Below are 13,732 nucleotides of genomic sequence, written 5' to 3'. Positions count from 1 at the left end.
CTGACAGACACTTCCGAAAAACCGGACACTGTCAGATCAAGTCTGAGCTACTACAAGTAAAGGGGGCGGCCAGTTACTTTGGGTAGTGTTTTAACAACTGTGTCATTTCAATCGCTGCCTCGTTAATATTTTATTTCTAATCGTTCCTGGAGCAATTGAGTTATATTTAATATAAATTGAGTTAGCTGCTCTATTGTTTTGGCATGTTCAATTTCTTTGATTTCGCGGGAAAAAAACATTGGCGACTTGTTTGAGTCAGTAGTGAATGCATTTAATACTTCATTTATAACATCAAAAAAATCAAGGAGAAACTCTTTGTTTTGGTTTCCATAAAAGGGTAAATTTTCCAAATTGTGTTCAGTAAGATGTTTTTTTATGGTGCAATTCATGTTCATTATTAAATTTTTTGATGAGGTGTCACATAATTTGTATGAAATCATTTCTTTCTTTAAATTGATAATCAAAGAAATAATAAATTCGGGTAAGTGCTTTTTTCCGGCAGTAGATAAACAGTTATCAAGAAAAGCTTCACAATCTCTTATTTTGTTCTGTCTTTTTTGTTGCTCTTGTCTCAATGCCTCAATAAAATAATCTGATTTTTTTTGTAATGACTTGACTTCTATTGAAGTAAATACTGATTTGTTTTTTTGAATTTGTTCACATTTTTTTTGATTTTCACTGAAATTCTTTCTTAAATCATAAAAATCAATTCCATGATTTAAATAGAGTTCTATTTCAGCTATGGCCATTTGCTGGCTTTTGGTTGAGTGTATATCGATGATCATTTTTTTTTCTATATTTACTGCTATTTGCTTCCTTTCTATAATTTCTTGTTCGATATCTCTGATTGAATTGAAATAAATCCCATTTTTATTGCTAGAAAATTCAAGAGCATTGAACATAAGTTTCTCTGACAAATATTTAAAATATCCATTTTCTTCAAAGCTTTTAAGCAGCTTTATTAGTCTTTCTTTTAGAACATGTACTTGCTTCTTTGCATCTGTGTGTATCTCAATGTATCGTTGAGCATAATTTTCATTATTATTAGGTGGTTGAATTGAATCTTGCGTATCAATATCTTTCGATAATTTTTTGATAGGAGGAGGACAATACATCAAATTAATTTTAAATATAGCGTGGTTAAATTCGGTAATAATATTAGTAAGCAGTTCTTGTATATTGATATGACTTTTTAGCTTAATGGTTTGCAATTTTGTTATAAGGTCAACTGTTTCTTCTTTGAATATCGCTGATAAATCACTATCTATGGGATCGAGTATTATGGTTGACGATAGGAGGCTGCTCTCTTTTTTTTCTTTTTCCTTTGCCGCGGAGATTAACAGTGATTTTATTTGCGTCGTTGTCGTTTTTTCAATTTTAGCAAGCTCACAAGACTTTATAATACTTGTTTTTTTCTCTGTAAGTGCCCCATAATTGTGGATTTCATTTATTATTATCTGGATAGAATGAAGTAATTTATTATATTCGTTTTCTTTGTTTATCAGATCTAATACTAAATGTTCTGGCAATTGATTTTTATTAACTCTTAATGCATCAGTTCGCACCTGAACATTGTTTTTTGTATTCTTATCTTGTTTTATGCTTGTGTTATTCAGGAAATCTTGAATTGATTTATTTATTTCTGATGACAGTCTTCTGCTTTCTATATTGATATTTTCCCTAAATCCAATAACGACTTCTGAAGAGGGGAAAATTGAATTCTCACTTGGTTTTATATCGTCAACCACGCCATTAATGTGGCTATTAATTGAGTTGTTATTTGTCATTTCGTTGACTGAAAACGGTTGCGGTTCAGGAAAATCAATATAGTTTCTTTTTCGTTTTGTTTGTAATTGGACGTGACGCGTCTTTGTCATCAGGGTATTGTTATCAATGAGCTCAATTAACGTATTTAATTTAAACTTAGTTAACTGATAGCGTTTATTTACTATAGCCTCTTTGAATAATTCTTGTATTTTTTCATGGCAGATATCGCTAATTTCTATTTTCAGGGTTTGCTCAGCGGATAATGAATCGCCCTTCTGAAAAAGGAATAACTGTGTTTCAGTAAGGATGTACATGGAGTATCTGAATTCATGGAGATCCTCTTTAGTGGGATTCCCTGATATTTTTACCAGGCCAAATTGGGATAGTTCTTTGTTTTGTATCGTTTTATCCTTCATAACGCTCATCTATACGTTAAAATATTAGTATGCATGCATCCGGGCATTGAGATTTTGATTAAAACGGGTATTCGTTGAACATGTACTTTCTAGTTACGATGATTTCGATCTATGCTGTCAGCGGATGCACGAAATTAATCCATTTTTTATTCTGATTGTTTTATCGATTACATAAATCTTTTAAACGGTTCACATATTTGTACATCAAATTGTTGATTACAACAAGAATAATTGATTTCTTATCAATGGTGCTGTTTTTAGTAAACAGAATTTAATCTCAGATTGAGTATAATATTGACTATCGTGACTGATCCTATTAACCCGTTAACCTAGGCGAGTCTTTATTATTGTGCCGTTCTCATTTTTTCCTTCTACAATCTTGTTTGATGACATCAATGGCTTAATAAACATAAATTCCCTCATCGTAGAACTCATGCTCCTCTTGCTGCTTCTTTCAGATAGTCACTTGGTACTGTTTTGGAGGCAGGAAAAATCCATTTTATAATATTAATGCGGTCTTCTCTCGCAGCAGAAGCAAGTGCATCTTTATAGTTTGCTCCTTTTTTCGCAAGTGAAACAATTACTTTCTTGTTACCCACGGCTCCTGCCCCTTGCATTGCTCCTTGCAACACATATTCTCTATGAATGACTCCATCGTTATCGGGTTTAATTTTTGCTCTTTTAATATAAAGATACATTTGATCAATGTGACCTCCCAATGCAGCACCCAAGGCAGCATCCTGAAGCTGATAATATATATAACCTCGAGTCGAACTTCCATCTGCTAATTCAAATCCTTTTACAGCTAAATCAATATACGTATCAACAGCGACAAAATTCCCCTGTTTTGCTAACTCTACAATGGCTGAACCAACTGAATGGTTTTTAAAAATGGCTTCATTCATGTATGGAAACTAGCAAAATAAATTTATTGAGCCAATAAATAATAGGGCGTAAATAAGTGTATTTTAATAGGTGAAACGCTTTATCTGCACATCTATCTTGGCTTATACTCTTTTCTGGATTCAGAGGCATTATTGTCAAAGCAATAACCAGGAAATTTTTAATAGGAAGAACTTTACATGAAAGGAAAAGATGAAAAAATAGTGAAAGATCTTGAGCCAGGGCTCTCTTCTACAGATCCTACCTCCATTCAATCACCAGTAACCCGAAGAGGGCCGACATTAATTCGTCCAGAAGACATGGAAAAATACATGAAAAATCCTTCTCTAGGTTTTTTCTCGGTGGCAGTAAAGGATGAGCCTGAATTTAATAATGATTCGTTTAGCTCTGAATCAGACTGTGATGAGTTTAGCTCTGATGCACGTGGCTTGCTGGCCCCTCAATAAGTGTTAAAGATAGCTCCAAATATAAAAGGCTGCCAGTCAAACGTAGTCACTTTCTTGCAAACGAGATTTTACTGACTGTTTATAATCAGTGCCTTTATTTACACCGATGAGGAATGATTAGACTGAATCGTAATGCGTATATGGATGAGTTTTATATACGCATTACGGGTAAACACTCTGCTTTTACATTCCCTTATCTGAGTAAAAATACCCATTGATAAAATTTGAAGGTAAAATGTCTGGATTATTTATCGATTCCGGAAAACTCCAGGTCATGCCACTGTCATTGCTTAATGCTAATAAAGGGTAATAAACAGTGTCGATAGTATAGTCACCAGCAGCAATGCAGATGTTTTGCTGGCACTTCACTGTGCCGAATGAGCCATTACCCAGCTCAGCTTCTGGAACAGAGGTTCTTGCTGAGGAAGGGGAGTGCCAGCTCTGTCCTTTATCGTGACTGATGGTAATTAATGGATAGGTATTAAAATAATTTGAAAAGGAACCACCGGCGATGCAGCCTGTTTCATTGCACGAAGCGCTCTCATAAGAGCCATATTCCAAATGGGTTCCAAGTTCGGAGTCCTGGACAGGTTTCTGCAGTTGCCAATGCTTACCTCCATCTGCGCTGGAAACCAACATCGGTATAGTAATCTCACCATTGTTATAACTGCCTACCGCAATGCAAAAACCAGCTTTGCAATCGACAGCTCTAAACCACCCAGACTCAAAATCAGAAGGAAGGGGAAATGAGGGCTTATCCCAGTTTTTCCCTGCATTCGTGCTGTGCAATAAAAGCGGGGCCACTGTGTTTTGGGGATTAGTGTACTCTCCAACAGCAACACAAAGACTGCTATCACAGGATGAAGCAAAAAGATAAGAATCTGAATTACCTGCTAAATCAATGAGTTCATCGTTGTAAACAGCAGTATTCCAGCTAAGGCCATCATCCTTACTTGTCATTATTAAAGGATGTCTTTGTGTTTGCGTATCGAGATAAGTGCCTGCAGCAAGGCAGCCTATATTGCTGCAACGGACAGTATTGAACCATCCCTCCTTAAAATCAGTTGGCAGGCTATTGTCTGGAATCATTGAATAATGCCAATTGCCTTTAGAATCAGATACAGCCAATAATGGGCGAGAGCCATTGGAATTTGCATACATTCCAACAGCAATACATCTTGTATCTGTGCATATTGAATCATTAAATTGCCCCGTCTGAAAATCCGTAGGTCGGTGTTTGATGTCTTGTAGTGACCACTTTAAACCTCGATCGCTGCTTTGCATTAATAAGGGGACTGATGATTCTCCTGTATTGAGGTAATTGCCTGTGGCAATGCAAACAAAATTATTACAAGAAGACCTGCCTAATCCGCCATCTACAAAATCGGCAGGTAGTGGGGCTTGATGAATAGACGCTGGATATTGCCAGGTATCTCCCAGGCTGTCACTTTGTATTAATAATGGTCTTCTGATGTTGCCATCAAAAAAATAACCTGTGGCGATGAGCGGGAGAGGTTGCTGAGACTGTATAGATGAAAAACCAAGTAATAACGGTAAGGCAAAAAGCAGAACTAATTGTTTCAAGGTTGGTATCATTTTTTCCATTTGAAAATCCTTATATTTCAATTGATTGGACCGTGGGGGATTATAATGGATTTATGGACTAATGGAACTTATTTTAATTGGCAAAACATAAGAGCAGGCGATGCACTCATTATTCCTTATTATGTAATATCTCAAAATGACGATAGGTATATTCTAACAATTAAACAAGTAGATTGGGTGCTTGCAAACCAGACCGCTGTTTCTTACTGCAACTTGTGTAACGAGATATATTTAGATTTTGTTGCGAAGGCTGTTTAAGCCTCCGCAGAATTGATAATTACTTTTTAGTAATTCATAACCCAACTAGTCGCGTTGACTTTGCCGGGTACTTTAGGATTTGAATAGTAGTGCTCGCTTAACAATTTACTTGCTTTGGCATTAAAGACATAACCAGATCCTTTTTTCTCGATTTGATTTTTTAAACAAGTGCCAAATGATCCACTGCTAGAAGGACAAAATGCTGTATTAAAGTCGTAGTATTTTGCTACTGAGCTGACATCTGCTTTATAACCTTTAAAATAGTAGGTTGTATAATTTTGAATGCTCCAGGGGCCATTAGTCGCTCGATTGATACTCACGGTTTTAAATGATGAAGCATTCTCATGTCCAGTACTCAATCCAGCAGAAAAAATTATCGGGATAGTTTGTTTACTGGTTTTGATCACACTTAATTCATCATAGTGCGAATGGGCGCCAAATAGGCCAATCACAACGTTTGGATAAGCATTTATCATCTCTTTGAAGGCTGATTTGTATTCCGGCATCCATGAATTGGGTGCTACATGCATCGTCAGGATTACTTGTTCTTTATTGGCCTGGCTTTGTTTCAGTTCGTTGCGCAGCCATTCTAATTGTTCTGTATCACCTTTACGAGAAGGTGAAAAACCTGGTCTTGAAACAAAAATAACACTGTTTAATGAGATCAGTTTTAAATGATCGCCAATGTATGCAGAATAATATCCATAGGTTTCATTTTTATTAATAATGCAGGGTTGGTTATCAAATGGGCATCTGGTTCCTGTGGAAAGAAATCCTCCCATGCCTGTTACTCTTTTGAAGATTTCGTAAGCGGAATCTCCTTTATACTTAAACTGTCCGTAATTTCGTTCTAATGAGTCGTTATTACCAAAGCTATAAAATATCGGCATAGGATTTAGTTGCTCGTAAAATGTCTGAAAAATGCTATCTATATATTGAGCTCTTTTTGAGCCTGCATTATGAGAGGGTAAATCACCTAGGACAACAACAAAGGAGGGATTTTCTGACAGTTGAGGTAATTGATTACTGAATTTGGAAACCAGGGTGATAAATGAAGGCCTATCTAAATCTCCACCTTTATGTGAATCATTGGGGTTAATATTGATTGCTTTATCGCTATTAATATCAACATGCGGATCAGATACAAGTGCGAAATCTACCTGATTTGTATCACCTGCGGAAGCTGCAAAACTTCCCGTTGAACAAAAGAAAATGCCAGTCAAAAAAGTTACCATTACAATGTGGTTCATTTTAAAATTAATCATGATTGATACTTCCTATGTTTAATTTATCTGTAGAGCTTTTAATTTACTATTTGTTTGTTATTTGTTCATTAGGGGGGGTATAGGTAATTTTTACCTATATAGGGGGGCTCCAAGCAAAAACAGAAGATATAATGGCTCAAATTATTTCATAGAACAATCAAATATTGGTGATTTAGGAAGGATTTTATTACCCATTCTGTTTGCTATACAAGCTATTTGGAACTGGTGGACGTTGCTCATAAGTGAACAAACAATCTGACACTCATAATCATCGTAATGAAACACGAGATGAGAATACTCATCAATCCTATCTTACGACCAAAAATTTTCGATTGGTATTACACATGAAATTTAATTAATTTTACTCATAATGTATTAAAATATGATTTTTCTTGAACGGGTGTCTCAATTTGAAGCTATCTCACGAGCTATTTAGCGAAGCACTTATAAAATTACACTTACTTATATATGAAGGAGTATGTCAGGGTTATCAAATGATGTGGGTTCAGCATCTGTGTGGGAATAGGGAAAATGAATTTTTTTCTTTCTTGAGCAAAATTGCAGAGTATCCTGATTTGGAGACGTTAGTGCGCTCATTAAATTCACGTAATAATATTAAATTAACGAATTTTTTTGAAGAAATTGCTCATTATCAAAATCCTGATAATTATAGCGAGGTGCTCTATTTAGGAGAAAACAACCAACAAATTGAATTAATTTCTGAACAATTATCTTCACGACTGCCATCGTCTGAATTAATAGAACAGGTACCTATCAAATCGATTTACCAAAAATCCTTTATTTTATGTAGAGTTGAACTTGGATATTATTTAAATGAGCTAATAAAAAAATTAAATTTATTAGTTGGGGTTCCAATTGCTATCCTGATAAGTAATGACATACATACAATAGGTATTAAATGGGATTCTATCTCCGGATTATGGTCAAATAGTGATATCAATCTTATCGGAGATGATAATTATCTTAAACCTACTTATAATACCCCTGAAATCACTGAGCTGATATTTGATTCTTTATTCGATACCGAGGGCGAATATGCCGGGTTTACTATCAATATTGTAATGAACAAAATGGACTATGCTCAAAATAGTGAATTAAGTAATTTTTTTACATCTTTTGTTGTAACCTTACCCGACTACGCGGTTCAATCGCAACGTAAAAATGCAAGAAAAATCGATCTTCTCTACATTGCTGTAAGCACTTTATGTCTGGATGATGTAAATAATCTCCTCAGTCATGGAGGTGTAAATCCCAATTCACTGAATAATTCAGGATTATCGCCATTAAATATAGCTTGTATTAAAGGGGCATTTAAATTAGTTCAGGCGCTAATAGCTCATCCTGATATAGATCCTAATATAAGAGATGCTGATGGTTATTCTCCATTAGATGTAGCATGTGGGAATGGTGATGCGGCAATAGTGAGTGAGCTCTTAGCTCATAAATTCATTGCCATAAATGAATGGAGTCCATTGAAACAAACACCACTTCATGTTGCTTGCCGAATTAAATCTATAGCAACAATCAAACGATTGTTAACTCATCCAGAGATAGATCCTAATGTTGTAGATGAGGACGGTTATTCTCCATTAGATGTAGCATGTGGGAATGGTGATGCGGCAATAGTAAGTGAGCTCTTAGCTCATAAATTCATTGCTATAAATGTATGGAGTCCATTGAAACAAACACCACTTCATGCTGCATGCCAAATTAAATCTATAGCAACAGTCAAACGATTGTTAACTCATCCTGAGATAGATCCTAATGTCGTAGATGGGGACGGTTATTCTCCATTATATTTAGCATGTGGGAATGGTGATGCAGCAATAGTGAGTGAGCTCTTAACTCATAAATACATTGCTATAAATGTATGGAGTCCATTGAAACAAACACCACTTCATGCTGCATGCCAGATTAACTCTATAGCAACAGCCAAACGATTGTTAACTCATACAGAGATAGATCCTAATGCCGTAGATGGGGGGGGCTATTCTCCATTAGATGTAGCTTGTCTGGATGGAAATGTGGCAATGGTAAATGAATTATTAACTCACAAAAGTATTGATATTAATAAATGTAATCCTATCGATCAAACACCGCTACATACCGCCTGTGCATTGAATAATACAGCGATAGTAAATGTTTTATTAAGTCATAAGGATATTCTTCCTCATAAACGAAATAATGAAGGGATTTCACCTCTTGATTTAGCATTTGGGAATACAGAAATTAGATATGCCATACAAGCTTATGACTTAAGAACTATTCAAAAAGCGGTTGATACTGCTCAGAAAAAATACTCGCAATGGTATAATGGGGCAAATCATCGTGGAGAAAATGGTTTTTTTAGCTGGCTACGTCACGGAAGTACTGGGCAACGTAATGCTTTTTTAATGAATCAGACTGTTAGCAATAGTATGAGATATGACGAGGCTAAATTAATCATTAACAAGTTTTTAATAGATGAAAGTAAAACTCGTTATCATCGTCATTCTTTTGCTTCGTTTTTACTCGATGAGTTGAATCAAATTGAAGATTCTCCGTGGACAAATGTAACATGTGATTCGGGATTAAAACTATATAATAAAAGGGATGTAATAATTAAATTATCTCCTTTTGTAAATGACTATGAAGTTGAGCAAGAAACTTTCTTCATATAATACCTATTGTTTGATTATTGAAATTAATCAAAATAACCCGCTCATTTGCTAATGAGTAGAACAACGTTCACATTCTATCTCTGATTGTTGTTTTAAGTGAATGAAATTACAATCAAGCAAGCTGGATTTTTTATGGGGCATTTAAATTGAATCAAAGTCATAGCAGTTGGGCATTGTCTGCGTGTCATATACTCTTGATTACCTTAAGCAATGTTTTGGTTCAATATCCATTTGAGATTATGGGGTTTCATACAACCTGGGGAGCATTTAGTTATCCTGCGATCTTCATATTAACGGATTTGACCACGCGAATTACTTCAGCTCAAAAAGCGAGAAAAATTATTTTTTTAAGTATGGTTCCTGGATTAATATTATCTTATTTGGTGGCGAGTTATGTTGAAGTAGGAAATACTTTGGATTGGTCTGGTATATTGACATTCCATTCTATGCCGTTACGAATTGCTTTGGCTTGTTTTATTGCGTATACAGTAGGTCAATTGCTCGATATCTCTATATTTCAACGCCTTAGAAACCGGTCAAAATGGTGGTTGGCTCCTGCTCTTTCTTCCTCTATTGGTAATGTAATCGATACCGTTTTATTTTTTGCCATTGCTTTTTATCATTGTCCTCATCCCTTTTTAAGTCAGCATTGGCCTGAAATTGCAATGGTTGATGTTTTTTTTAAAATAACCATTAGTATCATTGCTTTTGTTCCAGTATATGGCATGGTTTTAAGTATTTTAGGCTTTAATTCAAGAAACAAGTTAATGGCATCATGAATGGTTTTTTCTCTTATCTGCTCTCTTGACTAAAATGAAGGAATTATTGTAGGTGTTCAATAATTCCTTCATTGAGGCGAACATTCGTGATAAAAATCTAGATAAATAATTGGTAATCTTCTGATAACGTGGTATGCATTGATTTAAACTTCTCTGTAGCATCTTGTATTGATAAGGAGTCCACGCTAACTTTTTTTTGAGGTTGGTAAAAACAGCAATAGTTTTCATAAATTGAGGTTAAAGCCTTCTCTACCTCTTGTTTCCCTGAGATGAATTTTTCCATGCTGGGAGCCAGTTCAGCGCAATTATTTACTAACTCCTTTATTCTGGTAAGCTCATCACTTAATGACGAATTTCTTAAACGTGAAAGCAGCATATTTTTTGCTAATTTTTTCAATTCTAAAAGAATAAACTGATGCATATTTTCTTCGTGATCAGTGAAGTTGCTAAATTTATCAGGAGTAGTTTTAAAATCAAAAACATCATCCATCATCTCCTGAATTTGTTTGGGGGATATCCAGGGGGAGAGGAAGGGGGAGTCCTTTTTATTTTTATAAAGCTGCTCTCTAAGTGCTTGTTGATAGTTTTTGGTTTTTTCTGAGAGTATTTCTGCAATAATAACTGCTAAAGAAAAAATATCGGCATAAATTTCATAGGGTTTAGGCTCGTCTAAATCCCATATATCCGGATCTGTATAACCATCCGTCCCACAAAGCCCCTTTTTTTTCGAATCAATAGGAAGAGCATCTCCTAAATCAATGATACGTACTTTGGTTTCTTCATTTTCAAAATAAATTTGAATGTTTGCCGGTTTCAAATCTCTATGTAATAACTTATATTGGGTGTGTAATGTTACCAACTGTTCCATTAACTTGTATATTATGTCGCATTTTAGATTAAAGTTAAGTGGTTTTCTCTTCGTACAGTAATTAGATAAAACACTATCTGTTGAAACAGATTCATCTGTCTCATAAAGTGTTTTAAGTAAGGTTTCACCTGGAAAGTATTTCATAAGCAAGGCGTATTCTTTTTCGCGTAATTCATAACAACCGTAAAACCATCCTCTTTTTTGAAGATTTTCAATTTCGATATCGCGAGACGCTTTTGTTGTTAGAGAGGCAAATATTTTAATTGCCAAATAATTTTTGTTGATTAAATCGTAGCCTTTGACGACTGTATTGTATGCACCTTTTCCTTCAATGTGGCTTCTATCGAGTAGAATAATTGTTTTAGCTTTCAGCTCTTTATTATTTTTCATATCCCTTTGTGGAATAACTAATAACTGCAGATGAGGCTTGTCTGGATCGGTACTCATATGAATTTCAGCATCATTGAGTTGAGGTTTTAAACGACTGATGTATTCAGCCATGGTTTTTCTGTCTATAGGCAAACTATTGTAAAAGAGAGTTTCTTCTGGTGGCTCTTTTTTTAAATTAGATGAAGAACCCCATAGTGCTTGCACCAGTCGTGGGCTACCGCTGTCGCTATCAGTAAAAAACCTCCTTGGGCTAGGTTTTTTCTGTGCAGCTACAGGTGTTCTTGGGCTTCCTTCATCTCTTGGGGAGCCACTTTTGGGGGAGTTGTTTCTTGGAGGGCTATTTAAAGACAACCTTCTTTTTTCTTTCGTTCCCTCAAGAGCTAGGCTTAATGTTCTATTCCTATTTTGAGAGCGTTTATTGGGTTGATTTTTTTGATTATCCGTAGATAGGGCTGCGTTATAAGTTGTTTTCACTTCAGGAAGAGAGCTGCCTTCAGAACTTTGAGCGTCAGTTAAGAATTTGCTGTTATTTTCAAGATCATCTTTTTCTTTTAGATATTCTAAAAGCTCCAGTTTATCAATTTCAATTAACATGGTGGTTTTAAGCTCAGGAGACAATAAGGTATTCGTACGAATGTTATTTCTCCATTCGGTCAAAAGAATTTCTTTAGTGGTATCTTTTTTGCCTTCTTTATTTTGGATTAATTGTTTTTCATCTGATTTATTTTGCATTTCATATGCCCATATTAACAATAAATTAACACCTGGAACATTTGTCTTTCTATACAAGAGTTGCCAGGTTACCCATGTGACTGTATGAGGGAGTTTGAACTTTAGATGCTTACTCAAAAAATTAAATTTTGTCAGCGGGAAATCGGCTGTCCTAAAAACTACCTTTGGCCTACATTATAATAGCTACGCCGTTTTGTATAGTTATGCTCAAAAGACGTTTAAGGGCCGTTTTTTAAATTAAATGAGGTTTGTCATTGAACACTGTACGCAATGTATTCATTTATGTGCTAATCGTTCCATTTTCCATCTAACAATGGCTTTGAAATGAGAAAATTGCCACTTTGGGTAACAAATTTACAAATGCGTGGTAAAATAGTCGTTGTTGATTAAATTTGACTCATTAGTTGTAAATTAACTTAATGCTCGATTTTAGCTATTTCTGGAAGACGAATTTTCGTGGCATTGGCCGTGTCTATGACCAAGTTAAGAAAAATACGTCATCCTGAGCATAGCGAAGGATCTCCTGAATCCCGGGAGCTCTTTCGTCGTTAGTTTCTCAGGAGGACGACCAAAATTCTTAACTTAATTGCCGGAGGACCCGTGGTCACACCATGAGATTCGTAAAAATGGCTAAAGCTGAACTTAACAAACATCAGAGAAATTAAATGCCAGATGATGCTAAAAAGCCACAGACTTTATCATTAAATACAGATCATTCTACCCAAGAGGGTGATGATTCGACAAACGAGCTTACAAAAGGGAGCCAAGATACTCAGCAATCTCAAGAATCTTCCGAGGCTATGTCACTTGATAATACAGAGCAAAAAACAAAGAATAATGCCAGTGGCGTACATCAACCAGTTTTTTTTTCTGGCCCCAAACGCAAGCAAATGGTTCCTCTGTTAAAAACAGAAGCAGAGGAAGAAACAACCGAATACAAGCCCAGGACAAAGCATACTGAACTATGTGATGATCCACTGTGTGATTGTGGCGAGCAGCATGATATTAATTCTAAACAGAGTATTAACCTTCAAAAGCCATCTGTATTGTCTCGTTTTAGCTTTAATTCAGCACCTAAGCTTGATTATGAGAAGAATTTATCTCCCGATTTTTATCAACCGTTTTTACAGGAATTATTTACTTTAATTGCAAAGAACTCTTTTGATAAATTATTTATTTTGACTGGTAGTGCCGCGAAACAGTTACAAAATAGTACAGAAAGGAATCCTAATGACATCGATCTTCTATTAAAAAATGCTGATTTGGTGGAAGGGACTGCGAAATTAAAAAAAATGTTAGTGCAAATGAGTGGAGTATCTGTAGCTCACGATGATTGCGCTGGTACTTTAAGCATACAATATAAAGGAACGTTATTTAAAGTTCAAGTAATTGATTCCCAAACAAGCAAGCATTGTTTCCCGGCAAAAAAAGATGAAAATAAACACCAGCAAGTAGGGGCAATTGTTATGCTTGATGCTGCCGTAATTCCACAGAAAGAATTTTCTGATGTAGAAGATGATCTTGGGTCTGATATCGAAATTGAATGTATTAACTTTAAATTTTGATCCATTAAACCTGATATGAAACACTATTATCTTTGTTCTGATAAATCCAACATATGC

9 protein-coding genes are annotated in these 13,732 nt (G+C 35.3%); 4 read left to right on the top strand and 5 right to left on the bottom strand.

Annotation, left to right across the window (positions count from 1 at the left end; genetic code table 11):
* Positions 1 to 122: 122 nt before the first annotated feature.
* Together Q0495_RS05385 and Q0495_RS05380 are read right to left on the bottom strand one after the other, a co-directional pair.
* A complete protein-coding gene (locus tag Q0495_RS05385) occupies positions 123 to 2,183 on the bottom strand; it encodes a hypothetical protein (protein ID WP_298623906.1) in 2,061 nt (686 codons plus the stop codon).
* A gap of 431 nt (positions 2,184 to 2,614) precedes the next feature.
* Positions 2,615 to 3,088 (bottom strand): hypothetical protein, encoded by a 474-nt coding sequence (locus tag Q0495_RS05380; RefSeq protein ID WP_298623904.1) that lies wholly within the window; start codon positions 3,086 to 3,088, stop codon positions 2,615 to 2,617.
* A gap of 177 nt (positions 3,089 to 3,265) precedes the next feature.
* On the opposite strand from Q0495_RS05380, the gene Q0495_RS05375 reads away from it, so the two are divergent.
* Positions 3,266 to 3,532 (top strand): hypothetical protein, encoded by a 267-nt coding sequence (locus tag Q0495_RS05375; RefSeq protein ID WP_298623903.1) that lies wholly within the window; start codon positions 3,266 to 3,268, stop codon positions 3,530 to 3,532.
* Between the two features lie 183 nt (positions 3,533 to 3,715).
* Here Q0495_RS05375 and Q0495_RS05370 read toward each other — a convergent pair whose 3' ends face one another.
* Together Q0495_RS05370 and Q0495_RS05365 are read right to left on the bottom strand one after the other, a co-directional pair.
* Positions 3,716 to 5,137, bottom strand: coding sequence for a sialidase family protein (locus tag Q0495_RS05370; protein WP_298623901.1), 1,422 nt, complete (start codon positions 5,135 to 5,137; stop codon positions 3,716 to 3,718).
* A 284-nt stretch (positions 5,138 to 5,421) separates the two neighbouring features.
* Positions 5,422 to 6,660 carry a metallophosphoesterase gene (locus Q0495_RS05365; protein ID WP_298623899.1) on the bottom strand — a complete coding sequence of 413 codons (1,239 nt, stop codon included), beginning with the start codon at positions 6,658 to 6,660 and terminating at the stop codon, positions 5,422 to 5,424.
* A 494-nt stretch (positions 6,661 to 7,154) separates the two neighbouring features.
* Here Q0495_RS05365 and Q0495_RS05360 point away from each other — a divergent pair, with 494 nt between their 5' ends.
* Positions 7,155 to 9,341 carry an ankyrin repeat domain-containing protein gene (locus Q0495_RS05360; RefSeq protein ID WP_298623897.1) on the top strand — a complete coding sequence of 729 codons (2,187 nt, stop codon included), beginning with the start codon at positions 7,155 to 7,157 and terminating at the stop codon, positions 9,339 to 9,341.
* Between the two features lie 146 nt (positions 9,342 to 9,487).
* Positions 9,488 to 10,120 (top strand): 7-cyano-7-deazaguanine/7-aminomethyl-7-deazaguanine transporter, encoded by a 633-nt coding sequence (locus Q0495_RS05355; protein WP_298623895.1) that lies wholly within the window; start codon positions 9,488 to 9,490, stop codon positions 10,118 to 10,120.
* A gap of 97 nt (positions 10,121 to 10,217) precedes the next feature.
* On the opposite strand, the gene Q0495_RS05350 is transcribed toward Q0495_RS05355, so the two are convergent.
* On the bottom strand, positions 10,218 to 12,110 hold the full coding sequence (locus tag Q0495_RS05350; protein ID WP_298623893.1) for a protein kinase: 1,893 nt from the start codon (positions 12,108 to 12,110) through the stop codon (positions 10,218 to 10,220).
* 665 nt (positions 12,111 to 12,775) lie between these two features.
* On the opposite strand from Q0495_RS05350, the gene Q0495_RS05345 reads away from it, so the two are divergent.
* Positions 12,776 to 13,675: a hypothetical protein gene (locus Q0495_RS05345; RefSeq protein ID WP_298623891.1), complete on the top strand. Its 900-nt coding sequence runs from the start codon at positions 12,776 to 12,778 to the stop codon at positions 13,673 to 13,675.
* The last annotated feature ends 57 nt before the right edge of the window (positions 13,676 to 13,732 follow it).

Source organism: uncultured Legionella sp. (assembly GCF_937871865.1).
Taxonomy (GTDB): domain Bacteria; phylum Pseudomonadota; class Gammaproteobacteria; order Legionellales; family Legionellaceae; genus Legionella.
This window is presented reverse-complemented; position numbering and strand designations above follow the sequence as displayed.